Annotated in this window: 22 protein-coding genes and 1 pseudogene; 8 read left to right on the top strand and 15 right to left on the bottom strand. The window is 54.7% G+C overall.

From position 1 onward, the window contains the following. Window positions 1–37 precede the first annotated feature (37 nt). Complete coding sequence (locus OKB77_RS22015; RefSeq protein ID WP_270818498.1) at window positions 38–1129, top strand: hypothetical protein; 1092 nt, start codon at window positions 38–40, stop codon at window positions 1127–1129. Between the two features lie 104 nt (window positions 1130–1233). Here OKB77_RS22015 and OKB77_RS22020 read toward each other — a convergent pair. The 3 genes and pseudogenes from OKB77_RS22020 to OKB77_RS22030 form a co-directional block, all read right to left on the bottom strand. Then, window positions 1234–2270 (bottom strand): annotated as a pseudogene (locus tag OKB77_RS22020) (IS481 family transposase). Window positions 2271–2405: 135 nt separating this feature from the next. Further along, a complete protein-coding gene (locus OKB77_RS22025) occupies window positions 2406–3167 on the bottom strand; it encodes a zinc-dependent peptidase (RefSeq protein WP_265776265.1) in 762 nt (253 codons plus the stop codon). Between the two features lie 76 nt (window positions 3168–3243). Further along, window positions 3244–3681, bottom strand: coding sequence for a GNAT family N-acetyltransferase (locus OKB77_RS22030; protein WP_103252200.1), 438 nt, complete (start codon window positions 3679–3681; stop codon window positions 3244–3246). 349 nt (window positions 3682–4030) lie between these two features. Here OKB77_RS22030 and OKB77_RS22035 point away from each other — a divergent pair, with 349 nt between their 5' ends. Beyond that, window positions 4031–5530, top strand: a complete 1500-nt coding sequence (locus OKB77_RS22035; RefSeq protein WP_139476900.1) for an alanine/glycine:cation symporter family protein — start codon at window positions 4031–4033, stop codon at window positions 5528–5530. A 184-nt stretch (window positions 5531–5714) separates the two neighbouring features. On the opposite strand, the gene OKB77_RS22040 is transcribed toward OKB77_RS22035, so the two are convergent. The 6 genes from OKB77_RS22040 to OKB77_RS22065 form a co-directional block, all read right to left on the bottom strand. Further along, a complete protein-coding gene (locus tag OKB77_RS22040) occupies window positions 5715–6701 on the bottom strand; it encodes a phage integrase (protein ID WP_265776263.1) in 987 nt (328 codons plus the stop codon). Between the two features lie 406 nt (window positions 6702–7107). Beyond that, window positions 7108–7407 carry a hypothetical protein gene (locus OKB77_RS22045; RefSeq protein ID WP_270818501.1) on the bottom strand — a complete coding sequence of 100 codons (300 nt, stop codon included), beginning with the start codon at window positions 7405–7407 and terminating at the stop codon, window positions 7108–7110. Next, the gene (locus tag OKB77_RS22050; protein WP_265776261.1) at window positions 7400–8032 is read right to left on the bottom strand and encodes a nucleotidyltransferase domain-containing protein; all 633 of its coding nucleotides are present in this window, start codon (window positions 8030–8032) and stop codon (window positions 7400–7402) included. The genes OKB77_RS22045 and OKB77_RS22050 overlap by 8 nt, the downstream gene beginning before the upstream one ends. Then, entirely contained in the window at window positions 8029–8940 is a 912-nt protein-coding gene (locus OKB77_RS22055; protein ID WP_265776260.1) for a pentapeptide repeat-containing protein, read from the bottom strand. The genes OKB77_RS22050 and OKB77_RS22055 overlap by 4 nt, the downstream gene beginning before the upstream one ends. Before the next feature lie 53 nt (window positions 8941–8993). Then, window positions 8994–9653 carry a LexA family protein gene (locus OKB77_RS22060; protein ID WP_265776259.1) on the bottom strand — a complete coding sequence of 220 codons (660 nt, stop codon included), beginning with the start codon at window positions 9651–9653 and terminating at the stop codon, window positions 8994–8996. Window positions 9654–9834: 181 nt separating this feature from the next. After that, on the bottom strand, window positions 9835–10641 hold the full coding sequence (locus tag OKB77_RS22065) for a crotonase/enoyl-CoA hydratase family protein (protein WP_005336965.1): 807 nt from the start codon (window positions 10639–10641) through the stop codon (window positions 9835–9837). Between the two features lie 168 nt (window positions 10642–10809). On the opposite strand from OKB77_RS22065, the gene OKB77_RS22070 reads away from it, so the two are divergent. The 5 genes from OKB77_RS22070 to OKB77_RS22090 all read left to right on the top strand — a co-directional run bounded on the left by OKB77_RS22070 (window position 10810) and on the right by OKB77_RS22090 (window position 17067). Beyond that, window positions 10810–12597 (top strand): putative nucleotidyltransferase substrate binding domain-containing protein, encoded by a 1788-nt coding sequence (locus OKB77_RS22070; protein WP_265776258.1) that lies wholly within the window; start codon window positions 10810–10812, stop codon window positions 12595–12597. Window positions 12598–12599: 2 nt separating this feature from the next. Beyond that, on the top strand, window positions 12600–13226 hold the full coding sequence (locus OKB77_RS22075) for a 3'-5' exonuclease (protein ID WP_265776257.1): 627 nt from the start codon (window positions 12600–12602) through the stop codon (window positions 13224–13226). Between the two features lie 105 nt (window positions 13227–13331). Next, window positions 13332–13643 (top strand): DUF485 domain-containing protein, encoded by a 312-nt coding sequence (locus OKB77_RS22080; RefSeq protein ID WP_005336970.1) that lies wholly within the window; start codon window positions 13332–13334, stop codon window positions 13641–13643. Between the two features lie 11 nt (window positions 13644–13654). Continuing rightward, entirely contained in the window at window positions 13655–15307 is a 1653-nt protein-coding gene (locus tag OKB77_RS22085) for a cation acetate symporter (RefSeq protein WP_026035062.1), read from the top strand. 167 nt (window positions 15308–15474) lie between these two features. Then, window positions 15475–17067, top strand: coding sequence for an ABC-F family ATPase (locus OKB77_RS22090; RefSeq protein ID WP_005336974.1), 1593 nt, complete (start codon window positions 15475–15477; stop codon window positions 17065–17067). A 229-nt stretch (window positions 17068–17296) separates the two neighbouring features. On the opposite strand, the gene ppiD is transcribed toward OKB77_RS22090, so the two are convergent. The 6 genes from ppiD to tig all read right to left on the bottom strand — a co-directional run bounded on the left by ppiD (window position 17297) and on the right by tig (window position 25735). Beyond that, window positions 17297–19210, bottom strand: a complete 1914-nt coding sequence (ppiD, locus tag OKB77_RS22095; protein ID WP_162517381.1) for a peptidylprolyl isomerase — start codon at window positions 19208–19210, stop codon at window positions 17297–17299. Window positions 19211–19360: 150 nt separating this feature from the next. After that, a complete protein-coding gene (hupB, locus tag OKB77_RS22100) occupies window positions 19361–19633 on the bottom strand; it encodes a nucleoid-associated protein HU-beta (protein ID WP_005315375.1) in 273 nt (90 codons plus the stop codon). A gap of 240 nt (window positions 19634–19873) precedes the next feature. Then, complete coding sequence (lon, locus tag OKB77_RS22105) at window positions 19874–22228, bottom strand: endopeptidase La (RefSeq protein ID WP_270818508.1); 2355 nt, start codon at window positions 22226–22228, stop codon at window positions 19874–19876. Window positions 22229–22369: 141 nt separating this feature from the next. Next, entirely contained in the window at window positions 22370–23644 is a 1275-nt protein-coding gene (gene clpX / locus OKB77_RS22110) for an ATP-dependent protease ATP-binding subunit ClpX (protein ID WP_005336977.1), read from the bottom strand. Window positions 23645–23714: 70 nt separating this feature from the next. Further along, window positions 23715–24338 carry an ATP-dependent Clp endopeptidase proteolytic subunit ClpP gene (gene clpP, locus OKB77_RS22115; protein ID WP_005336979.1) on the bottom strand — a complete coding sequence of 208 codons (624 nt, stop codon included), beginning with the start codon at window positions 24336–24338 and terminating at the stop codon, window positions 23715–23717. A gap of 86 nt (window positions 24339–24424) precedes the next feature. Beyond that, window positions 24425–25735 (bottom strand): trigger factor, encoded by a 1311-nt coding sequence (tig, locus tag OKB77_RS22120; RefSeq protein WP_270818510.1) that lies wholly within the window; start codon window positions 25733–25735, stop codon window positions 24425–24427. Window positions 25736–26176: 441 nt separating this feature from the next. Here tig and OKB77_RS22125 point away from each other — a divergent pair, with 441 nt between their 5' ends. Further along, entirely contained in the window at window positions 26177–26611 is a 435-nt protein-coding gene (locus tag OKB77_RS22125; protein WP_005336982.1) for a YccF domain-containing protein, read from the top strand. Window positions 26612–26625: the final 14 nt, after the last annotated feature.

Genomic DNA, 26625 nt, shown 5'->3' on the forward strand with positions numbered 1-26625 from the left:
TCATGCTGAACCTTATCCCTGATGCCAAGTGGGGCTCATGATCTCACATCAGGGACTTGTTCGCACCTTCCCTAGCATTACTTCCAATACTTATGACGATGAATCAAGCACTGTATTATCAATACCTGTAAGCAAAAGAGACTTAGGTGGCTTTATAAGTGATCTGCTAGGTCAAAAACAATCTCTTGAAAGAACTTACGATGTTACATTTGAAATAGATCACTCATGGCTTATAAATTTACATGAGATGATAGATCAACGTATTTCACAACAAGCAAACTCACATTTAATAAATTTTACTGCTGTTGTTTACTTCGACAATGGGGTAAAAAGAACTATCACAACAGTTGACTCATTTCGCGCTTATAATGAAACAAAACCAGAAATTTCAAACGGTGTGAAGATTGTCTGGGAATATCTTGTTCAATTTCCTAACCGGCCTCACCCAGAAAAACAACAAATTTCGTTTACTGCCTTAATTTACAATAAAAAACCATCAGAGAAATCTCTACTCGTCGAGAGGTACACGGATCTTTTCCTATTTAGCACTAAAGATTCCCTTATTAATATTCAGATTGACCATACAGAACGGACATGGGGTGATGATATAGAAAACATTATTTCCACCTGTATTAAAGAGGTCACAGAATCTCGCCGTTTGAGAGATACGATAGTTGAATTATCCCGACTAATTATGGCATTGGCTATATTCGGACTAATGACATTTTATCCTATCTATAACGAAATAAATTCTGGAAATGATGCACTACATACCCTACAACAAGAATACCAATCTCTTATAAAAATTGAAAATATTGATATTTCGATCATAAATAAAAAACTAGACACTATATTTGATGCTGTCTCTCAGATTGAAGCGTCAAAAAGATCAAAGACTCTTTGGTGGCTGGCCTGCCTATTTTTCGCACCGATAATCACTGCCTTGTTTTTAGCTTTCACTCGTAGCGCACGACAATCACATGTATTACTTTCCAGCAAAGCAATTAAGTTAAAAGACTCTATAGATAAGAAAAGTAAAAACACTACGATAATTATAATATTTTCATATGTTGCAAGTATTGCCGCTGGAATTATAGGTAACTATGGCTTCATGTTTTTGACAAAATAACTTCAATGGTAATATACACTCGTAAGCTGGTGTAAAAAAATACCTGTACAGTTCTAGTTATCACCTAACACCGGCCTCAAACCGGTGTCTTGTTTACGCTACTATTAGTGCGTGGTGCGCACTTCCTTCGGTATCAATTTCAGACCCTTCTTGAACATGCTGTAGGGGGTTTGACCCTCCATCATCCTGCCCTGATGTGGCCGCTGGGTGTTGTAGTGCACCAGATAGCTATCCAGCTCTGTCTGCATCTGCTCTACCGACTCATACCAGGTCGTCCTCCCCTTGATGCGGAAGTGTTCATCCAGCAAGGTTCGATGCAGCCGCTCGATAAAGCCGTTGCTCTGCGGCCTGCGCACCTTGGTTGTCCGGTGCTCAATCCCCTCCAGTTGCAGGAACAGCTCGTAGGGATGGTGGTCTGGGCGCCCACAGAACTCGCGCCCGTTATCTGACAGGATGGTATAGACCCGTGCCTCATGGGCCTCGAAAAACGGCAGCACCGTTTCATTGAGTGCATGCACCGAGGTCACCGGCAGCTTGCTGGTGTAGAGCCGCCACCAAGCGTGACGACTGTAGCAGTCCAGCACGGTTTGCAGATACACCTTACCGACCCCTTGAGCGCGCCGACGAAGAAGGTGTCGACCGCCACCAGTTCCCCGGTGTAGTGGACCTCAATCTGACGTTCGCGAAACTCGGGGCTAAAACGTTCTAACAGGCGAATTTGCTCGTCATTGAGCTCAATGGTCTACTCACGGTGAGTTTTCTCAAGGCGCAAAAAGCGGTCGTGTTTGGAGAGCAAGTCGTGACGTTGCCACACGCCACGCACCCCACCGGCACTGACGTTGATGCCTTGCAGAGCCAGTTCTTGTGCGACCCGCAGCTGGCCATGGGTTGGTCTGGTGAGGGAGTAATCGAGGATGGCCTGTTCAATCTCGGGCGCAACCCGGTTGGGATGAGCCCCTTTACAGCCGGGTAATTTATCGAGCAATCCCTCGGCGCCATAGGTCTGGTAATTACGGCGAATTTCGTAGAACTGCTGACGGCTGTAGCCGATGAGCTTGCAGGCTTTGCTGACGTTATTGAGCTCTTTGGCGAGCGCTAGCAGGCTGAGTTTGCGACGTGCTACTTTCTCGTTGGTGGTCATACGGTGACTCCAGATAACACGGTAGGGGTACCGTTTTGTTATCCGGTTTGAAGCCGTATGACCACTCCCTACCATCTCCATACAGACCACAATTAAGCATTTCCACTGTTTTACCATTTTTGTTGTGCATTGATGTCACAGAATTCCGTAACCTCCCTCCCCCGCCAGCAAGCGGGTCGCAGGAAAACGCTGCGCGGGATCCTGGCTAAAGAACTGGCTCAGTTGCCGGTATACCGCGGGATAGACCTGCTGCAGCCGCAGCGGATCGGTAAAGAAGCACTCGCAGCTGACAGCAAAAAACTCGGCAGGGTGTTCGGCAGCATAGGGATCGATGGCGGTCACTTCGTCCCGGTCGAGTTGCTGGCACAGCTCATCGAAGGCGGCCTGAAAGGCCTGCTGCCACAGCTGGCTGCTCATCGGCCCCGGCAACGGCGGCGCACCGTCCGCCTCACCGCCCAGCATATCGAGCTTATGGGCCAGCTCGTGGATCACCAGATTAAAGCCGTCCCAGTCGCCATCCTGCTGCAGTTCGCTCCAGGCCAGCACCAGCGGCCCTTGCGGCCAGGATTCACCGGCGTTCTCCTCTTCAAACTCGCTCACCAGCCCGAACTCATCCTGCACCTCCTGGCGCCGGGTGACGGGCTCGGGAATAATGATGACTTCGTGAAAGCCGCAATACCAGTCAAGGCCAAGGTGCAAGATGGGCAACGCCGCCTGCAGCGCCAGCACCGCCTGTTGACGGCGGCTGAGCTCGACCCCGATCAGGGTCAGGGTCTTGCGCTTGAGCAGCTGTTGCCCCAACCCGATAAGCGTCGTCTGCTCGGTGTCGCTGAGCCCTTGCAAGATGGGCACAGCCGCCAGCGCCTGACGCCACAATGCCAACTCATCCTCACTCATGGACGTTTGCGGGCGACCACCCAGCCATTTGAACCATCCCAGCACGCCGACTCCTTCTTTTGATGCAAACAACAGGTCACAACAGTTTGACGAACCGTTTCGGCCGCTCCTGATAATCCTGCGCCAGATAGAAACGGTGGGCCGCCTCGCGCTTGAGGCTGCTGGATAGCTCCAGCTGGGCGCAACCTGCGGCCCGCGCCATCGCTTCTGCTCCTTTGAGCAAGGCTGCGCCCACTCCCGCCCCTCTTGCCCCTTCATCGACAACCAGCGCCGAGATCAGGCCCCAAGCTGGTGCAACATGCAGCGGTGCCAGCTTGTGCCACACCAGCACGCCGACCACCTTGTCGCCCTGGGAGGCGAGCAGCACAACGCTCGCGGGATCCGGCGCCAACAGGCGCGCCGTCACGTCAGCGCCTTCGGCAGGATACCCCAATTGGGTGAACAGGTGGGCGATGGCGCTCCCGTCGTCGGCCTCAGGGGGACGGATCGTCAACGTCTCAGGGTCATTTTTCATTGTTGGCCTCATGTTTGCTTTCCATTGTGTTACGCCCGTCACATTGTCCGGCGCAGATCAACAAGGAGGATCTCATCTTTACTCATAGAAAACGCTGCCTGCCATTATCCCCACACCCTTGTCAATTCACAAATTTGCAACAAGGCAACATTTTTCGCTGGGAAGCACCGATACAACTCGATATGTTACAAGCCATGCATGGCGCGTGTTTGCGCTCTGCTTACCCCCTCAACCTCGCGCTCATTTGTTAACTGGATTGTTAACAAAAAAGGGCCGAAAACAGTGACAGAGAGCGAGGCCAAGATCTCGCCAAGACAGCGCCACAAACACAACAAAGGAGTTGTTGTACATGAATGAAATCGTCAATGCCATCAATGGTGTAATCTGGAGCCCTGCGCTCATCTACCTGTGTCTGGGGGTCGGTCTTTACTTCTCCCTGCGCACCCGTTTTTTGCAACTGCGTCATATCAAAGAGATGGTGCGCCTGATGTTTGATGGCAAGAGCACCGATGCCGGTGTCTCCTCCTTCCAGGCGCTAGCCATGACCCTGGCCGGTCGCGTGGGTACCGGTAACATCGCAGGTGTGGCCACCGCCATCACCTTCGGTGGCCCGGGTGCCCTGTTCTGGATGTGGATGGTCGCCTTCCTCGGCGCCAGCTCTGCTTTCGTGGAGTCCACCCTGGGGCAGGTTTACAAAGAGAAGATCAACGGTGAATACCGCGGCGGCCCGGCCTTCTATATCGAGAAGGGACTTGGCATGAAGTGGTACGCCTGGACCTTCGCCATCGCGACCGTCTTCGCCTGTGGCGTGCTGCTGCCGGGCGTGCAGGCCAACTCCATAGGTTCAAGCCTGCAGACCGCCTTTAATATCGATCCGAATGTCACTGCCGCCGGTCTGGCGCTGCTGCTCGGCTTTATTATCTTCGGTGGCGTCAAGCGTATCGCCAACTTCGCCAGTACCGTAGTGCCCTTTATGGCGCTGGGCTACATCATCGTGGCTTGCGTCATCATCGCCCTCAATATCGGCCAGCTGCCGGGCGTGATCCTGCTGATCTGGAAGAGCGCCTTCGGTCTGGATGCCGGTTTCGGTGCCATTCTGGGTCTGGCCATCATGTGGGGGGTAAAACGCGGGGTCTACTCCAACGAAGCGGGTCAGGGTACCGGGCCGCACGCCTCCTCTGCTGCGGCAGTGAGTCACCCTGCCAAGCAGGGTCTGGTGCAGGCGTTCTCCGTCTATATCGACACCCTGTTCGTCTGCTCCGCCACCGGCTTTATGCTGCTGATCACCGGTCTCTATAACGTACAAGGGCCGGACGGCGCCGCTATCTACACGGGTATTGCCGGTATCGCAGCAGGCCCGGGCTATGTGCAGACCGCCATGGAGAGCATGATGCCGGGCTTTGGCAGCATTTTCGTGGCTATCGCGCTGTTCTTCTTCGCGTTCACTACCATCGTTGCCTACTACTACATCGCCGAAACCAACATCGCCTACATCAACCGCAAGATTAATCGCCCCTGGCTCACCTTCTTGCTGAAAATTGCGCTGATGGCTGCCACTGTCTACGGCACCGTCAAGACGGCGGATCTGGCGTGGGGCATGGGTGATATCGGGGTCGGCCTGATGGCATGGCTCAACATCATCGCCATTCTGCTGCTGCAAAAGACCGCCTTCACCTGTCTGAAGGATTATGAAGCGCAGCAGGCACAAGGGATTGACCCCGTATTCCACCCGGAGAAGCTCGGCATCAAGAACGCCGATTACTGGGTGGGCAAACGCTCCGAAGAGAACCTGGAGCGGGAGAAATCGGGCCATCAGTTCGAGCCGGATCAGGATCGCAAAACCTCCTGAACCAGAACGACATAAGACATCAATAAAAAATGGCAGCCTCGGCTGCCATCTTTATTTCTTTAATTTCAATTGTTTACATCAAAACCAAGGAGTTAAGTGCCACATAAGGGGACACTTTGGGACGTGAAAAGACACCAAAATTGGCAAAATGTGGACACTTTTTTCTGCCGATTCTCGGGGAAGATCAAGCTGGTTGAAGATGGTTTTCCAACGGGTTAAAGCGAACCGCGTCATTGAGATAATCCGGTGCAAAGTGGGCATACGTCATCGTCTGATGAATGTTCTGATGCCCCAGAATTTTTTGCAGCGCAAGGATATTGCCACCCGCCATCATGAAATGAGAAGCAAACGTATGGCGCAGCACATGAACCGCCTGCCCTGCTGGCAAATCAGGGGCCACTTGCTTGATCACATCACGCACCAGCAGATAGTCAACGTCGTGAAATAGCAGGCCGCGGTGAATACCCTGGGTGATCTCCTTTGCCAGGGCGGCCGAGATGGGTACTGTCCGGTTCTTGCCGTTCTTGGTGTTGATGTAGGTCACCCGGCTGGCAATCACATCATCCCGTCGCAGTCCTGTCGCCTCGCTCCAGCGCGCTCCGGTGGCCAGACACAACTTGACCACCTTCAGGTTGTCACCTGTCAGCGCGGCCAGCAGGCGACCAATTTCCTCATGGGTGAGATACCCCATCGCCCGGTCTACCTGTTTGACCTTTTTCAGCCCTTTAAGCGGGTGCTCGTTGTGGTAGTGCCCCAATGCGATCAACACCGAAAAGACGCCGCTGAGCCTGTCCTGCTCCCAGTTGAGCGTACTGGGCTGGCAACCGGCTTGCAGGCGCTGCGCCCGATACTCTGCAAACAACAGGCGGTTTATTTGCCGAGCTTGAGGATAGCCCAACGCCGCATCCAATTTGCACAGTCGGGTAATGGCATTTACCCCCGACTTCAGCGTCTGGCCATGGTAGCGCCACCAGAGTTCGATAAGCTCGGTGAGCGTCCGGTTATCTGCTGGGCGCTCCACCCACTCTTTATTGTGTTCGGTGGCAATCACCCAACGCTCGAACTGCTGGGCCTCGGACTTGGTCTTGAAGCGCTTGCGGATCCGCTTGCCTTCCCTCCCCTGCGGACGGATATCGACTAGGTAACCCTCGGGCGTGGACTTGATGCTCATCGCCCCCCCTTATACAAGAGGGCACCCACCCATCTCCGCTCCCCATTGCTCGACACTACACCCAATCGCAGCACTCTCACTATCATCACCCCTTCATCAAATATACTGTTATTTTACACAGCACTTGACACTACTTTAGCAGTGTTTAATTGAGGTGATTACATATATATGGATATCGAAGCACTGGACTATCGGCTGAAATATACAAAACCATTTGGGAGATATTACGGGAAAATGTCATCGAAACACGGAATAACACACGACATGAAAACATTACTTGAGAACACAAAAGCCCCCATGAAAATGGGGGCTAATCGTGATATTAGGCTATCTATTTCAAAGAAACATAGCGTCTCTTATTCAAGTTACAGCTACATGCACTATAGAATGCCTACCATAAAGTCTCTTACCTAGATAGCCTTGAAACTTCAGCACTTGCTAGTTCAATCAAGTTTGTAACTTTCAAGGATATATTTTGATAATCTTCTGTAATTTGTTCTTGGCTTTTATTTGCCAAGAAGAAAAGCTGGGCTCCAGTATTTTTCACTAAGCACACAAGTGTTGACGAATCGTCTAAGGAATTATTTTTCACCCAACGGTCAATAGCACCAGCAGATAATCCAAATAACTCTTCTTTTAACTGCAGAGCATTTACAACGTTCAACATTTTGCTCTGAGCTTTGATTCTATTCAAAAATTCACTCATAGCAAACACTCTCCGTTAGTTTCCTCACCCATGATTCTATCACATAAATATGATTTTTTACAATTTCAATTTCATCTTGCGAAATTATATCACCAACCCCCCTAGTTGAAAGTACCCTTGATTTTAGCAAAATGCGGTATACATCTTCATCTAAATCAAGTTTAGGTGTAACTAGATATGGTGAACTTCTTGAAAAAATAGGTTTCTTTTGATGCAGCGAATAGCATGTTGCTATATTTCTAATTGCTAAAAAAACACAAGACAAATAAAATACTGAACTTGTTCCTTCGTTAATTAGCAACGATGAATACTCATCGAATAACGCTTTAAACTTTAAACAATCAGATTGGGCATTACTGTAAGGATTAGGCGCTCCTAGTTCTTGAATAAAATCAGTCCCGTCAGAAGAAAAAATCAATTTAGATTCAAGATATAGATGCCACGCAAAGGGATTTCCCTGCTGCCAAAGCTCCAACAGTCGTTGATGCTCATAGATTGAAAATTTGCTGGGTTCAAAATGTGATTCATTTTCAGATCCAGACATACAAACAAGCAAGTCAATATCTGAATTTGATTCGTATTCCCCTCTGCAAATAGAACCAAAAGCATAAATATGAGTTGTCATCTTTTATTGAGCCTTTTAACAAGAAGCGCAGTGAAAAAAGCCAACAAAATCAATCGCATAACTACCAATACACATTTGAGATAATCTGGGTAAGCGTGCTCGACACCAGCCAATGTTATACCAAAAATTTCAGCAAAAGAATGTAGAATGCCATTGGCGTAAGCACTTATACTGTCCGGCATATTATGATAGTGAAGGTTATCCCATATACCTAACACTACTAGTAATGTTAGCATTAGGTACACTGGGCGGCTTGGCTTTTCACCATTACCCCATAGATAATCTAAACACTTAAACTTCAACCACCCCTTGAACTGACAAAACCTGTCATTATTTTTGTATTTTTTACGGTAATATTCTTCATCAGAAAACCACCCTTTTAACAAATGCGCTTCTGTTGCTTCCAACTCTAAAGCTACCGCTTTGTTAACCGACTCAGCATCACCTATTTGTTGATAGTTGACCTTTAGACTTCTTGCGAAAGCCATTTTTAAATTTTCTTCTGCAGGTGCTTGCTTTAAAATATCGTTATCGACGATTGTCCGCTCAAACGTTGCATACTTAAATGATGAGCCAGGAAACGTTGTTCCTCTAAAATTACATCCAATGAACTTACACCCATTGAATGAACAAGTATCAAAAACACTTTTGTGAAAATAGCAATTATCAAAAATACAATGGTCGAATACTACGCCAGCCACCCTTGTATTAGCATAACAATTCAAACGAATAAACACCTTGAATTTAAAATCATGCCTATTGCCAATAAAATCATTACTAATAACATGATCTTTAACCTCAACTCGATTACCTGGGATCACGTTAAATGACAGGGTTTGAGCTGGATTTACTTCAACAGGTTCATTGTTCGGTGGACTATTATCTTCGGTCCGGGCCACTGTGGACATCTGCATTCCTTCCTAACATGTAACATGCCTAAAACACACGGCGTAAAACATCATCACCCAATTTGTCTTTTTCTATATGATCTGTGTTCTACCATCACGCCGATGATCTGGATGTGCTGTCGGTCGGAATGCATGGTGGGGTAATCATCATTGAGGGGGACCAGTTCAAACACCTCTTGGCCGCTCTCGTCTATGCCACGGGGCCGGTACTTCTTGAATGTAGCCTCATCGCTACCATTTTTGGCCACGACGTAATCTCCAAGCTGAGGTGACTCATCAGGATCAACGATGATGAGATCCCCGTCCTTGAATAACGGCAACATGGAATCACCCCGTAACCACAGGCCAAAGCCGTATGGGCCGATCTCGCCCCCTGCTGATATATATTCGACATTGCCATCGAAGGTGGTGGCTTGCTCGCACATCTCGCGCCAGTTGCCAGCTTGGACATAGCTGAGGATCGGAACCCTGTTACCTTGCGGGATCACTGCAGGTTCCACGTTCGAAAGCTCAGGGGAACCCTTCCCTGTAGCAAGCCAATGTGCGGACACTCCAAACACCTTGGATAACTGGGCCAAGTTGTCGCCACTGGGAGAGTGCTCATCATTCTCCCACTGAGAAATGGATGACTTTTTTACACCAATGAGTTCACCAAGCTTTTGCTGGGTAAGTCCATGCTTTTTCCTGAGTTCTCTAATACGTTCACTTTTCATAGTTCAGTAATCTAAACAATTTTCAGCCTAAAGTGCTTAACCCAAAAGTCCAGACTATTTAACTTCACGTAAGATTAAGTCATTTGAACCCCGTTCAGCAAGCAGAACATTTAAGTGAGCATGAAAACTGAATTAACCGTCGTCTACTTCGGCACCAAGGCAGCCATGGCTAATACCCAGCTCAAAGCGCATTGCGGCGCGGCCCGAAGGGCAGCCGCCAGCGAAACAGGCTGTTAAGGGTGGCCCGCCACTGATTGGGACGTCCCAGGATCTGCTTCTGCAGCCGAGTCTCCTCTTTGAGCATCGCCTCGTCACTACGAGCCCAGGCCTGGCTGTAAAGCTGCTTGATCCCCGCCAGTGCATCGGGCGACTTGGTGATGAGGGTGCGGGCAAACTCTCGCGCCTCCACCAGCGGATCGGCGCAAACACGGCTCACCAGCCCGAGGGATTTCGCCTCGACGGCATCCAGCTCGCGCCCGCTCATGGCCAGCTCCATAGCGGTATCCAGCCCCATCAGGTTGCGCATGGTGACGCTACCGCTCATATCGGGAATGATGCCCCACTTGATCTCCATCACCGAGAAGCGGCAATCAGGTGTGCTGAAACGAAAATCGGCCCCGAGCGCAATCTGCAAGCCACCGCCAAAACAGACTCCTTGGGTCACCGCAATCACCGGCACAGGCAGCTGATGCCAGCCATAGGCGACCCGCTGGGCCAGATTGGTCGCTTCGTCTGCTTCACGCTTGAGAATATCGAGCGCCGCCACCGGCTGGCGCAGCATGGATTTCACATCCAGCCCGGCGCAGAAGGCCCGCCCCTCGCCATGCAGGATCACCGCCCGCAGCCCCTTGTGCCGGGCGAGCTGCGTCAATGTCTCGTCGATGGCACTGAACATGGCGCGGTCCAGCGCATTGAGTTTATCCCCCCGCGTCAGCATCACTTCGGCAATCCCGTCGTGGATCTCGCACTTGACCCTTGGTTTTTCCATCTCCCTTATCCTCTCCTTGATCCCTGAAACTGACCCACTGGTCATACCACCACGTTATCAGAGTGTGAACAGGCGGTACAGCTGAGACTAAAGTCGGCTGGTCGCCTCCCCCTCCCTTTGTCACACTGGGAGCTGCATGAGTGCCGCAAGCCAGCAGAGGACGCTGTCATGTCAACCCTGTTCAATTTTGCCAGACCACCGTTCGACCGACTGGGCGAGGAGGCGCGCGAACGGCTCTCCCGTCACCTCTCGCTCTGCTATTTTCGGGCTGGCGATATTCTGCTCAAGGAGGGGGACGAACCTCCCGGCCTCTATCTCATCATCAAGGGGGCGGTGGAAGAGTCTGCCCCTCACCACCAGTTTGGTGATTACGGGGTCGATGACCTGTTCGATGTGCGCGCCCAGTTTGACGGCCGCTGCCGCCACCGCTTCACCGCGCTGGAAGATAGCCTCTGCCAGCTCATCCCTCGCCACACCTTTCTGACGCTCTGTGAGCAGGATCCGCAGTTTGCCAGCTACTTCACCGCCAATCTGGCCGAGCGCCAGCGCCAACAGGAGCAACGCGAACAACTTGGGCAGAAGAATCTGGCTGAATTTATCCTGACCCGCATCGAACCCGGCCACCTGCAGGCACCGCTTATCGTCGACAGCAAGCTGTCACTGCTGGCGGCCACCGAAGCCATGGTGAGCAAGGGGACCGATTGCCTGCTCTACCCGGCCCACGACGGCTCCCTCACGCTGGCAACCCGCAAGACCTTGCTCCACGCCCTGACCCTCAAGGGATTGCCGCTGACGGCCCCGCTCTCGGTGCTGACCCCCACGCCCCTGATTGGTCTGCCGCTGGAGAGCTATCTGTTTGATGCCCTGCTGCTGATGACCCGCCATCGCATCAAGCGACTGGTGGTGTGGCGCGGCAATGAGGTGGCGGGGATCCTGCAACTGACTCAGGTGCTGGGGCTCTTCTCTACCCACTCCCACGTGCTGACGTTGCGTATCGCCCGCGCCGACAGCCTGCCGGCGCTGGAGGCGGTCGCCCGCGAGCAGCAGCAATTGACCCGCTCGCTGTTTGCCCAAGGGATCCACACCGCCTTTTTGATGAAGCTCATCGCCACCATCAACGAACAGCTGATCGCCAAAGCCTTTGCGCTGGTGATCCCCCCCGAGGTGCAGGATAAGGTCTGCCTGCTGATGCTGGGCTCGGAGGGGCGCGGCGAGCAGATCCTCAAAACCGATCAGGACAACGCCCTGATCCTGCCAGAGGGGCTGGCATGGCCCACCCAGGCAGCCGATCTGGCCAAATTCAGCGTCCTGCTGGAACGCCTCGGCTACCCGCTGTGCCCCGGGCAGGTGATGGTGAACAATCCGGCCTGGGTAAAAACAGGCAGCGAGTGGCAAAGCGCCATTGCCAGCGCCTGCACCACGGCAAAAGAGGATGAGCTGCTCTGGCTCGCCACCTTGGCCGATGCTCACCCCATCGCGGGGGATCGACAGCTCCATCTGCCGGTTGCCAGAGCGCTGCGCGAGCAGTTGGCGGACAGACGGGATCTGCTGGCGGAGATGGTGCGACCGGCAGTGGCCTTTCATGCCCCCCTCACCCTGTTTGGCCGGCTGGAGCAGCCACCGGAAGGGCTGGATCTGAAGCGGGGCGGCCTGTTCCCGCTGGTGCACGGTATCCGCATGTTGGCCCTTGAGGCAGGCATTCTGGAAACTTCAACCCTGGGGCGTATCGACGCACTGGTGGCCGCCGATCGGCTCAGTGCCGACTATGGCAGCAATCTGGCGGAGGCGTTCCGGCTCTTTATCCGGCTGAGGCTGCGCAGCCAGCTAAAGGGAGGCAATAGTCGGGTGCAGACAAGCGAGCTCAGCCACAGCGAGCGGGATCTGCTGCGCCAGGCGCTGCATCAGGTGAAGAAGTTCCAGCAGTGGCTCACCTTGCACTTTCGTCTGAGACAATAGCCATGTTGAACCGCGTTCGACGCTACTGGTATGGCCGTGCGTTCCGAACGGGCGAGTTCGCGCCGCTCTTTGCCACCCCACCGGAAGATGAACGGATCGCCCTCGATTTCGAGACCACCAGTCTCGATCCCGAGCAGGCCGAGATCGTCTCCATCGGGGCGGTGCGCATTCAGGGTAACCGGCTGCTGACCGGCGAGGCCCTCGCCATCAAGGTACAGCCACCGGCCAGCCTGACCAGCCAATCTGTGGTGATCCACGGTCTGCGCCATCAGGATCTGCAACAGGGGATGACGCTGGAAGCCGCGCTGCGCCTGCTACTCGACTTTATCGGCCCCCGTGAACTGGTGGGCTATCACGTCGCCTACGACCTGCGCATTCTCAATCTCGCCTGCCAGAAATTGTGGGGATTGACCCTGCCCCAGCGAGGGATCGAGGTGAGCCAGCTTTATCACGACCACCTCTATCGCCGCTATCCCGATGCGGCCATTGACCTCCACTTGAGTGCCATCTGCCGTCACTTGGCCCTCCCCTCCCTGCCCGCCCACGACGCCCTTGCCGATGCCACCACGGCCGCGTTCATCTATCTGCGCCTGACCTGTGGCTCGCCACTGGCTTATCCCAAAGTCTAATTGTCGACAAATAACATTTAATTCACATTTTGCTTACATGAGCAGATTGCCTGCTCGTCGGGGTTACCCCATCCACCGCTGACACTCATGTCATGGAGAACTGCAATGGAACAGCAAAGCTATCTGAGGATCCAGCAAGATCCCAACTTCCAGGAGCTGGTCGCCAAGCGCCAGCGTTTTGCCTGGGCCCTCTCGGCTCTGATGCTGGGACTCTACCTGGCGTTTATTCTGCTCATCGCCTTTGCCCCCGGTTGGCTCGGCACCCCGCTCAGCGACAGCACCACCGTCACCCGTGGCATTCCGGTCGGGGTGGGACTGATCCTCTCCTCCTTCGTATTGACCGGCATCTATGTGTTTCGGGCCAACGGCGAGTTTGACGAGCTGAATCAGAAAATCCTCAAGGGAGTGCAGTCATGAGAGCAAAAAGCATGAAAGGCAAGTGGCTGCTGTTGGCCTCACTGGCCTCCTCCCCCCTGCTGGCAGCGGATGCGCTGACCGGCGAGGTACAACGCCAACCCCTCAATGTGTCGGCCATCGTGATGTTCGTGGTCTTTGTAGCCGCCACCCTGTTCATCACCTACTGGGCCTCCAAGCGCAACCGCTCGGCTTCTGACTACTATGCCGCCGGTGGCCGTATCACCGGCTTCCAGAACGGTCTGGCCATCGCCGGTGACTATATGTCAGCCGCCTCTTTCCTCGGGATCTCCGCGCTGGTCTACACCTCCGGCTACGATGGTCTGATTTACTCCATCGGCTTTCTGGTGGGCTGGCCCATCATCCTGTTCCTGATCGCCGAACGGCTGCGCAACCTCGGCAAATACACCTTCGCCGATGTCGCCTCCTATCGTCTCAAACAGACTGAAGTGCGTACCCTCTCCGCCTGCGGTTCGCTGGTGGTGGTCGCCCTCTACCTGATCGCCCAGATGGTCGGTGCCGGCAAACTGATCGAGCTGCTGTTTGGCCTGCAATACCATGTGGCCGTGGTGCTGGTCGGCATCCTGATGGTGCTCTACGTGCTGTTTGGCGGCATGCTGGCCACCACCTGGGTGCAGATCATCAAGGCAGTGATGCTGCTCTCCGGTGCCAGCTTCATGGCCATCATGGTCATGAAATCGGTCAACTTCGATATCGGCGCCCTGTTTAGCGAAGCGGTCAAGGTGCACGAGAAAGGGATCGCCATCATGAGCCCAGGTGGCCTGGTTGCTGACCCCATCTCCGCCATCTCGCTCGGCCTGGCATTGATGTTCGGTACCGCTGGCCTGCCCCATATCCTGATGCGTTTCTTCACCGTGAGCGATGCCAAAGAGGCGCGTAAATCGGTGTTCTACGCCACCGGCTTTATCGGCTACTTCTACATTCTCACCTTCATCATCGGCTTTGGCGCCATCTTGCTGGTGAGCACCAACCCGGCCTTCAAGGACGCCACCGGCGCCCTGCTGGGCGGCACCAACATGGCGGCAGTCCATCTAGCCAATGCGGTCGGTGGCAGCCTGTTCCTCGGCTTCATCTCCGCCGTGGCATTTGCCACCATTCTGGCGGTAGTTGCCGGATTGACCCTGGCCGGTGCCTCTGCGGTCTCCCATGACCTCTATGCCAGTGTGCTGAAGAAGGGCAAGGCCAACGAGACCGATGAACTGCGTGTCTCCAAAATGACGACTCTGGTGCTGGGTGTGGTTGCCATTGGTCTGGGGATCCTGTTCGAGAAGCAGAACATCGCTTTCATGGTGGGTTTGGCCTTCTCCATCGCCGCCAGCTGCAACTTCCCGGTACTGTTCCTCTCCATGTTCTGGTCACGCCTAACAACCCGTGGCGCCGTCTACGGTGGCTGGCTGGGACTGGTGAGCGCAGTGACCCTGATGATCTTGGGTCCGACCGTGTGGGTGAAAGTGTTGGGCCATGCCCAGGCCATCTTCCCTTACGAATACCCTGCCCTCTTCTCCATGGGGTTGGCCTTCGTCGGGATCTGGTTCTTCTCCATCACCGACAGCTCCCAGAACGCCGCCGACGAGCATGCCAAGTTCCTGCCGCAGTTCGTTCGCTCCCAGACCGGGCTGGGTGCCTCTGGCGCCACCTCCCACTAGCAGATCAAGTTCATCCTTCCAAGCCGGCTTCGCGCCGGCTTTTTTTATTGCCCATCAATCGGCTGCACGCCCCGCTTGCCCCGATCAAGATCACACTTCTCGCTAAAACTTTCGGGGGATCTGTGCCATAATGCGCGCCATTTGACAGACCAATCGGGACACATACCTTGTTAAGTAGCAACAACATCACCATGCAGTTCGGCGCCAAGCCGCTGTTTGAGAACATCAACGTCAAGTTTGGCGGCGGCAACCGCTATGGCCTTATCGGCGCCAACGGCTGTGGCAAGTCCACCTTTATGAAGATCCTCGGCGGTGATCTGGAGCCCACTGGCGGTAATGTGAGCCTGGACGTCAACGAGCGCATCGGTAAGCTGCGTCAGGATCAGTTCGCCTACGAAGATATGCGCGTACTGGACGTGGTCATGATGGGTCACACCGAGCTGTGGGCGGCCATCGCCGAGCGCGATGCCATCTACGCCAACCTCGAAGCCACCGACGATGACTACATGAAGGCCGCCGAGCTGGAAGGTCTGGTCGCCGAGTATGACGGCTATACCGCCGAATCCCGCGCAGGCGAACTGCTGCTGGGTGCCGGTATTCCCATCGAGCAGCACAACGGCCCGATGAGCGAAGTGGCCCCTGGCTGGAAACTGCGGGTGCTGCTGGCACAGGCGCTGTTCTCCAACCCTGACATCCTGCTGCTGGACGAACCGACCAACAACCTGGATATCAACACCATTCGCTGGCTGGAGCAGGTGCTCAACGAACGTGAAAGCACCATGATCATCATCTCTCACGACCGTCACTTCCTGAACTCCGTCTGTACCCACATGGCGGATCTGGACTACGGCGAGCTGCGCGTCTACCCGGGCAACTACGATGACTACATGCTGGCCGCCACTCAGGCGCGCGAGCGTCTGCTGGCCGACAACGCCAAGAAGAAGGCCCAGATCGCCGATCTGCAATCCTTCGTCTCCCGTTTCAGTGCCAACGCCTCCAAGTCCAGCCAGGCGACCTCCCGCCTCAAGCAGATCGACAAGATCAAAATTGAGGAAGTGAAGGTCTCCAGCCGTCAGAACCCCTTCATCCGCTTCGAGCAGGAGAAGAAGCTCTACCGCAACATTCTGGAGATCGAAGGCCTGTCCAAAGGTTATGGCGAGGCTCCCCTGTTCAAGGGCCTCAACATGATGCTGGAAGTGGGTGAGAAGGTCGCCATTCTGGGTACCAACGGTATCGGTAAATCGACTCTGATCAAGACGCTGGTCGGGGATCTGGCACCGGATACCGGTACCATCAAGTGGTCCGAGAACGCCCAGATCGGTTACTATGCTCAGGATCACGCCGAAGATTTCGACACTGACCTCAACGTGTTCGACTGGATGGCCCAGTGGAAACAGGATAACGAAGACGAGCAGGCTGTACGCTCCGTACTGGGCCGTCTGCTCTTCTCCCAGGACGACATCAAGAAGCCGGTCAAGGTGCTCTCCGGTGGTGAACAGGGCCGCATGCTGTTCGGCAAGCTGATGATGCAGCGCCCCAACATCCTGATCATGGATGAGCCGACCAACCACCTTGACATGGAATCTATCGAATCCTTGAACCTGGCACTCGAGATGTACAAGGGCACCCTGATCTTCGTCTCCCACGACCGCGAATTCGTCTCCTCTCTGGCGACCCGCATTCTGGAGCTGAGCGAAGATGGTATCCGCGACTTCGGCGGCACCTACGAGGATTACCTGCGCACCCAGGGCGTGGTATAACCCCGCTCCTGCGCAAGTGCGCAATGCAAAACCGGCACTCAGGTGCCGGTTTTTTTATATCCCGTTTTTAGTCGACTGAGATGGCGTATAACCGCGGAGTGAATACACGCAACAGAGCAGAGCACAGAGCACAGAGCACAGAGCACAGAGCTTGAGTCTCCCCCTCTTGCCCACAGATAAAAAAACGGCTCCATCAAGGAGCCGTTTTCAATGGATTGCGCAGTGCCGATTACTCGACGGTCGCTTCCACACTGGTGAAGTACTCGATCTTGGCCGCTTTGCGCAGCTCGTCGATCAGAGACTTGTAATCCACTTGGGCTTTGCCCTGACCCAGCTGAGCTTGCAGCATGGCGGCCATGCCGGATGCGGCGGCAGGTACGTTGACCTTGTCCAGCGCAACCACAACGCGGTCACCATTGGTCTCGGCAACCAGAGCCACACTCGGCTTGCCGTCGATCGGATGGGGCAGCGTGAACGCCTGAGCAATCAGGTTCTGATCCAGCTCGCGATCGAAGCGGGCAACCCCTTTGTGGGTCTCCACTTTCAGACCGAGTGCAGTCAGATCGGCGGTGATGCTCTCACCGACTTTCAGCTTGTCCAGCAGGCCCTGGGCCTTACCACGGGCCACTTCGCTAGCCTTGTCATGCTTGATGGCGGCAATCACCTGCTCTTTCACCTCGGCCAGCGGCTTGACCGCTTTGGGCTTGTGACCAGTGATGTGCAGCACCAGCGCCTTGCCGTCAGCCAGCTCGATCACGTCGGAGTTGGTGTTGTCATCGCGCAGCTGTTCGGAGAACGCAACTGAGAGCACCTTGGGATCGTTCAGCGGAGCCGGAGCAGTCGCTTGGGTGAAGAAATCGGAAGATTGAACCTTCATCCCCATGGCATCAGCGGTCAGATCCAGCGAGTCCGGGTTTTCGAAGCTGTTGTCAGCCATCTTCTGCTGCTCGGCGAAGAACTTCTCCTTGGCCTTGTCAGCTTGCAGACGAGTGATGGTCTCTTCTTTCACATCGGCAAACGGCTTGGTCTGGGCTGCTTCAACCCCCAGCAGCTTGATGATGTGGAAACCGAACGGGCTCTTCACCACGCCGGAGAGATCGCCAGCCTTGTCCAGGGCGAACGCGGCTTTCTCGAAGGCCGGATCCATCACCCCTTTCTCGAACCAGTCCAGCTCGCCGCCTTTTTTGGCAGAGAAGGTATCGGAAGAGTCAGCCTTGGCCAGCGCAGCGAAATCTTCACCCGCCTTGGCTTTGGCCAAAACGGCTTCTGCTTTCTGCTCGGCCGCTTTCTCATCCTTGCCAAACGGGATCAGGATATGAGCCACATGGCGACGCTCGGCACGCTGGAACAGATCCTGGTGCTGATCGTAGTAATCCTGGGCATCCTGCTCGGTGACCTTGATATCCTTGGCGAGGTTGGCGGCGTCCAGCAGCAGATAGTCGACCTTGACCTGCTCGTCGTTCATGAAACGGGCGCCATTGGTCTTGTAGTACTGCTCCAGCTCGTTGTCGGAGACCTGAACATCAGCCATGTAGTTGGCGGCAGCCAGACGTACCAGACGCAGATCGCGAGTCTGGTTGTAGAGCTTGTCGAGCTGCTCCGCTTCACCCTTGAGGGAGAATTCGGTGCCCAGCAGGGCGCTCATCAACTGTTGACGCACCATGTCCTGACGCAGGGAGTCACGGAACATTTCAGGAGTCATGCCGGCACGACGGATCAGTTGCAGATAGCGGTCATTGTTGAACTTGCCGTTCTCGGCAAACTCCGGCATGGCCACGATGGCTTGCTTGATCTGTTCATCGCTGATGCGCAGACCCAGTTCACGGGCCTTGCTGTCCAGCAGCGCCTGATCGATCAGGCGATCCAGCACACCGCGACGGAACTGTTTCATGTAATCGGGGTTCGCGGCTAGCTGGCTGAATGCCTCTCCCATCTGGGATTCCATGCGGGCGCGCTCGTTACGGTAGGCATTTTCCAGTGCCGCAGCACTGATCTCGGTGCCATTGACGGTGGCGGGGGCGGTACGGGCCGGGCCGTTCAGGTAACTACCTACACCAGCCAAGGCAAAGGAGAGGATGATCAGGCCCAAGATAACCTTGGCTACCTTGCCCTGCGCCCCTTCGCGTAGTTTATCCAACATCATGTTTGTACTTATGCTCCCGAACTCGATGGGCGTAAACAATAAAAAGGCGCACCGATTGCGATGCGCCTTGGTCAATCAGTATGAGAGAAGACTCTCTAACTTGTCTGGTCTGCGACCAAGGACGGTAGCCGACGGATATCAGCGACCGACTTAGTTAACAGCGTCTTTAAGGGCCTTACCGGCTTTGAAGGCAGGAACTTTACCAGCAGCGATTTCGATGGTCGCGCCAGTCTGCGGATTACGGCCTGAACGGGCAGCACGCTCGCGTACAGCGAAAGTACCGAAACCAACCAGAGCAACCTGGTCACCCTCTTTCAGCGCTTCACCAACAGCATCAATGAAGGCATCCAACGCACGGCCAGCGGCAGCTTTGGAGATATCGGCACCGTCTGCAATCTTGTCAATCAGTTGAGATTTATTCACTCTTATATTCCCCTTTTATCAAACACCGCTGCGGCGCTGATTTCCCTGGCCACAACAAGTGGAGGTTTTATAGCAAGCCTCCTGATCAGTTGCAAGTGACAATCTGGCGCAAACCCGCGCCACACAACGCATTGCGACTCATCACGAGTACCCGATCGGTGGTCAAGGCTACTTCCGTTATCGGGCGCATGCAAGCCTTAACCACCCGCCGAATGCGCCAAATTTGCGGCGCATCAACATTTACACGACAGAAACGCGCTCAAACCCCTGTGGATTGTCCTGCAACGCCAATTCCAGCACCTCGTCAATCCAGCGAACCGGATAAATTTCAAGGTCTTGTTTGACGTTTGCCGGGATCTCCTCAAGGTCACGCTCGTTCTCTTTCGGAATAAGCACTCGCTTGATGCCGCCACGGTGGGCTGCCAGCAACTTCTCCTTGAGACCACCGATGGGCAGCACTTCGCCGCGCAAGGTGATCTCTCCTGTCATCGCCACATCAGCACGAACCGGATTGCCGGTCAAGCTGGAGACCAGGGCAGTACACATGGCGATACCGGCGCTCGGACCATCTTTCGGGGTTGCCCCTTCCGGTACGTGCACGTGGATATCGCGCTTCTCGTAGAAGTCGGCGTTGATGCGCAGCTTCTCGGCACGGGCACGCACGACGGTCATGGCCGCCTGGATGGACTCCTGCATCACATCACCGAGAGAACCGGTATAAGTGAGCTTGCCCTTGCCCGGCATGTTGGTGGTCTCGATGGTGAGCAGATCGCCCCCCACTTCGGTCCACGCCAGACCACACACCTGACCCACTTGATTCTGGTCGGTGGCCTTGCCGTAATCGAAACGCTGCACCCCGAGGAACTCCTTGAGGTTCTCCTGATTGACATGAACATGCTTGATGCTCTTGTCCAGCAGGATGCGCTTGACCGCCTTGCGACAAATCTTGGAGATCTCGCGCTCCAGACTCCGCACCCCTGCCTCGCGGGTGTAGTAGCGGATCACTCCGACCAGGGCAGAATCTTCGATGGTGATCTCGGACTCTTTCAGGCCGTTGCGCTGGATCTGCTTGGCAACCAGATGCTGCTTGGCAATGTTGAGCTTCTCATCTTCGGTGTAACCGGAGAGACGGATCACTTCCATCCGGTCCAGCAACGGACCCGGGATGTTCATGGAGTTGGAGGTAGCCACGAACATGACGTCCGACAGGTCATAATCCACTTCCAGATAGTGATCGTTGAAGCTGTTGTTCTGTTCCGGATCCAGCACTTCCAGCAAGGCGGATGCGGGATCGCCGCGCATGTCCGAGCTCATCTTGTCGATCTCGTCGAGCAGGAACAGCGGGTTCTTCACACCGACTTTCGCCATCTTCTGGATGAGCTTGCCAGGCATGGAACCGATATAGGTACGGCGGTGACCGCGGATCTCCGCTTCGTCACGCACCCCACCGAGGGCCATCCGCACATATTTGCGGCCTGTCGCCTTGGCGATGGATTGGCCCAGCGAGGTCTTGCCTACACCGGGAGGCCCAACCAGACAGAGGATGGGGCCCTTGAGCTTATTCACCCGTGCCTGTACCGCCAGATATTCGAGGATGCGATCCTTGACCTTCTCGAGGCCATAGTGATCGGCATCCAGCACCTCTTGCGCCTTGCCAAGATCTTTCTTGACCTTGGATCGCGCCTTCCACGGCACCTGTACCATCCAGTCCACATAGCTGCGAACCACGGTAGCCTCGGCGGACATGGGAGACATCATCTTCAGCTTGGCAAGCTCGGCCTGGGCCTTTTCACGGGCATCTTCCGGCATGCCAGCCTCTTCAATCTTGCGATTGAGGGCTTCAAACTCATCCGGGCTATCTTCCAGCTCACCCAGCTCTTTCTGGATGGCCTTCATCTGCTCGTTGAGGTAATACTCGCGCTGGCTCTTTTCCATCTGCTTCTTGACGCGAGTACGGATGCGCTTCTCAACCTGCAGCAGGTCAATTTCCGACTCCATCATCGCCATCAGGAATTCGATGCGGTCGGAGACCGAGACGATCTCCAGCACCTTCTGCTTGTCTTCCAGCTTGAGCGGCATGTGGGCCGCCATGGTGTCAGCCAGACGCGCTGCATCGTCGATCGCCGAGATCGAGGTCAGTACCTCGGGCGGGATCTTCTTGTTGAGCTTGATATAGCCTTCAAACTGGCCGATGGCGGAGCGAACCAGCACTTCCTGATCCTTCTCCTCAATGGCTTGGGAGGGAATGTACTGGGCCTCGCAGACAAAGAAATCCTTGTCGTCGATCATCCGCTCCAGGCGGGCACGCTGCCCCCCCTCTACCAGCACCTTGACGGTGCCGTCCGGCAGCTTGAGCATCTGCAGAATATTGGCCACTGTCCCGACGGTGAAGATCTCCTCCACAGTCGGCTCATCGGTTGACGCATCCTTCTGGGCCACCAGCAGGACTTTCTTGTCCTGCTCCATGGCCGCTTCCAGACAGCGAATGGATTTTTCCCGCCCCACAAAGAGTGGAATGACCATGTGGGGATAAACCACCACGTCACGAAGAGGCAGGACGGGAATCTCGATGCGTTCTGAACGCTCTAGGTTCATATATGTCCTCTCGGCTTGTTATACCGTTGGCAAAGCGCTTGGCTGAGTATATGGGGGCGCTGAGATGAGATTCAATCGCCGAAACCGTAAAAAGCATGAAAGGGGCAAAAAGCCCCTTCCATTTGATTAAAAATCAGACATTTACTCTGATGCAGCTGCCTGGGTCTCGGGATTTTCGTAAATCATCAAGGGCGCGGAGTCCCCTTTGATCACGGTCTCGTCGATCACCACCTTGCTGACCCCTTCCAGAGAAGGCAGGTCATACATGGTATCCAGCAACACGGCTTCCACGATGGAACGCAGACCACGAGCACCGGTTTTACGCTCCATCGCCTTGCGGGCAATGGCGTTGAGTGCGTCGTCACGGAACTCCAGCTCGACCCCTTCCAGATCGAACAACGCCGCGTACTGTTTGGTCAGCGCGTTTTTCGGCTCTTTCAGGATCTGGATAAGGGCAGACTCATCCAGCTCGGTCAGGGTCGCGACCACCGGCAGACGGCCGATGAACTCGGGGATCAGACCATATTTGATCAGATCTTCCGGCTCTACCTTGGCGAAGGTCTCGCTCAGGGTGGCCTTGGCATCCTTGGATTTTACCTCGGCGCCAAAACCGATACCGGTTCCCTTCACGGAACGCTGCTCGATCACCTTGTCCAGACCGGCAAAGGCACCGCCACAGATGAAGAGGATCTTGGAGGTATCAACCTGCAAGAACTCCTGCTGCGGGTGCTTGCGACCACCTTGCGGCGGTACGGAAGCGATGGTCCCTTCGATCAGCTTGAGCAGTGCCTGCTGTACCCCTTCCCCGGAGACATCGCGAGTAATGGAGGGGTTGTCCGACTTGCGGGAGATCTTGTCGATCTCGTCGATATAGACGATGCCACGCTGGGCCTTCTCTACGTCGTAGTCGCACTTTTGCAGCAGCTTCTGGATGATGTTCTCCACGTCCTCGCCCACATAACCGGCTTCGGTCAGGGTGGTCGCATCGGCCATGGTGAACGGCACATCCAGCAGACGAGCCAGGGTTTCAGCCAGCAGGGTTTTACCGCTACCGGTCGGTCCAATCAGCAGAATGTTGGATTTGCCGAGCTCAACACCACTGTTTTCGCCGCTGTTGCGCAGACGCTTGTAGTGGTTGTAGACGGCTACAGCCAACACCTTCTTGGCGTACTCTTGCCCGATCACATAGTCATCGAGATGAGCGCGGATCTGATGAGGGGTTGGCAGCTCGTTACCATCGCGCTTGGGCGAGATCTCGCGGATCTCTTCGCGGATGATGTCGTTGCACAGCTCGACGCACTCATCACATATGTAGACGGAAGGGCCAGCGATCAGCTTGCGCACTTCATGCTGGCTTTTGCCGCAAAAAGAGCAGTAGAGCAGCTTATCACCCTCACCCTTGCGTTTCTCTGTCATTCAGCAACCTCGTTTTATCAATAGAGGATGGATCGGCCTGTTGAGTTTACAACAGACCGGGACACCCTGCTCAGCTACGCTGGCTCAGGACACCGTCTACCAGACCATAGGCCACGGCCTGCTCGGCGGACATGAAGTTGTCACGATCGGTGTCACGCTCGATGGTAGCCATGTCTTGACCGGTGTGGAACGCCAGGCGCTCGTTCAGGGTATTTTTGATCTTCAGGATCTCCTGGGCGTGGATCTGGATATCAGATGCCTGCCCCTGGAAGCCACCCAGCGGCTGGTGGATCATCACGCGGGCATTAGGCAGGCAGAAACGCTTGCCCTTGGCACCGCCAGCCAGCAGGAAGGCACCCATGGAGCAGGCCTGCCCCATGCAGACGGTGCTGACATCCGGCTTGATGAACTGCATGGTGTCGTAGATGGACATGCCCGCAGTCACCGAACCACCCGGCGAGTTGATGTAGATATAGATATCCTTGTCCGGATTCTCGGACTCGAGGAACAGCAACTGGGCAACCACCAGATTGGCCATGTGATCTTCAACCTGACCGGTCAGGAAGATCACCCGCTCTTTCAGCAGACGGGAGTAAATATCGTAGGAACGTTCACCCTTGGCAGTCTGTTCGACCACGATGGGGACCAGCGCATTGCTGGGAGAATCGGTCATATCGTTATAGTTCTTGTACATAAGGCATTGTCCCTAAAATAAAATGGCCCGAGTGGAGATCACACGAGCCATTATACTTAACAGTCTTGACCTTAAGTCAAATGTTCTTAGGCAGCGGCGCCAGACTTGTTGATCACTTCGTCAAAGGCAACTTCTTTTTCGGTCACTTGCGCTTTGGACAGGATCAGGTCGATAGCTTGATCTTCTACTGCCAGGTTACGAACGCCGTTCAGCATCTGTTCGTTCTTCTGGTAGTACTCGATCACGTCCTTCGGATCTTCGTAGGCAGTCGCCATGGACTCGATGATGCTGTTTACACGGGCATCGTCAGCCTTGATCTCGTTGGTGCGGATCACGTCACCCAGCAGCAGGCCTACGCGTACACGACGCTCGGCTTGAGCCTGGAACAGTTCAGCCGGCAGCTCGGGAGCGTTGCCGCCCTGGAAGCCACCGAAGCGCTGCAGAGCCTGCTGACGCAGTGCGTCGATCTCTTGAGCAACAGCTGCTTTCGGCAGGTCGATTTGGTTGGCTTCAACCAGACCGTTCAGAACCTGCTCTTTCACGCTGTTTTTCAGGGCTTGAGCCAGTTCGCGCTCCATGTTCTTGCGCACTTCGGCTTTCAGCTCTTCAACAGAACCGCTTTCGATACCGAAACGCTTCACGAACTCTTCGGTCAGCTCAGGCAGGATCTGCTCTTCAACCTTGATCAGCTTGGAAGCGAACTTGGCTTCTTTGCCTTTCAGGTTTTCAGCGTGGTAATCAGCCGGGAAGGTCACTTCGATGGTGAACTCGTCGCCCGCTTTCTTGCCCAGGATGGCGTCTTCGAAGCCCGGGATCATACGGCCAGCGCCCAGCACCAGGTTGAAGCCTTCAGCTTTGCCGCCGTCGAACTCTTCACCGTCGATGGAACCGACGAAGTCCATGGTCACACGCATGCCATTGGCAGCGGCAACATCGGCATCAGCCCAGGTAGCGTGCTGCTTGCGCAGGGTGTCGATCATGTTGGCCAGATCTTCATCCTTCACAGTCGCAACCGGCTTCTCGACCTTGATGGTCTCAAGACCTGCAACTTCGAACTCCGGATACACTTCGAAAGTGGCGGTGAATTCGAAATCCTGACCTTCTTTGATCTCTTTCGGCTCCATGGTCGGGGCACCGGCCGGGCTCAGTTTGTTTTCGATGATGGCTTTGATGAAGTTGCTCTGCATCATTTCATCAGCAACGCGGGCGTGAGCCATGGCGCCGAACATCTTCTTGATGATGGCAACCGGAGCCTTGCCAGGACGGAAACCGTCGATGCGACGAGTTTTGGCCAGGCCATTCAATTCTTTACGCACAGCGGCGTCTACGGTAGCGGCCGGTACAGTGATGGTAAGACGGCGTTCCAGACCCTGGGTTGTCTCTACAGAAACTTGCATTCTTCTACCTCGTTCAACTCAGCACTGTGTGCTGACCCTTTATTGCCCCTGGGCAAAGCCCGGAGTCTTCCTGTTTATAAAGACAACGATATGTCTTTGTGATGAGAAAATATGACGCGGCATTATAGCGGCGCACTTTGGTTGAGTCGAGCCACACATCCCCCACATTGAGCGGCGTGCAAGCACAATTCGTGCAAAACTGCCCCTTATATGGGGAGAGAGGTGCCCGACTTCAACTATCCGATGGCAATAATTTTGCGTTTGCTCACCTTTTTTCATCCGAACGCCGCTTTATTACCCATCTTTCGCCGAAAAACAGCCCATCGTTGCGGGCGGCGACTCAATTTGACCAGCCAAATGGCGATTGGACCAATCAACCATTGCGTCCCTACCCCTCCCTCGTTATGGTGGCAACCAAATTGATGATCTGGAGTCACTCACATGGCCTTTTTCCGCTTCTTGTTCAATCTGCTCTGGTTTGTACTGGGAGGTGTCTTTATGGGCCTGGCCTGGTGGCTGGCCGGTCTTGTCTGCTTTATCTCGCTGGTCGGCATCCCCTGGGGACGTGCCTGCTTCGTGATCGGCACCTTTACCTTCTTCCCGTTTGGCAAGCAGGCGGTCAATCGCAAGACCATGACCGGCCAGAGCGATATCGGCACCGGTACTCTGGGGCTGATTGGCAACATCCTCTGGTTCGTGCTGATCGGCGTCTGGCTGGCCATCGGCCACATCGCTTCCGCGCTGGCCTGCTTCGTGACCATTATCGGTATCCCGTTTGGTATTCAGCACCTCAAGTTGGCACTCATCAGTCTGGCGCCCATTGGCCAGATGATTGTGACCAATCAGGAGGCGGAATCGGGCCGCTATATCCGCTAAACACGGGAAATGCG

It is taken from the genome of Aeromonas sp. Y318-3 (assembly GCF_027706185.1).
Classification (GTDB): domain Bacteria; phylum Pseudomonadota; class Gammaproteobacteria; order Enterobacterales; family Aeromonadaceae; genus Aeromonas; species Aeromonas veronii.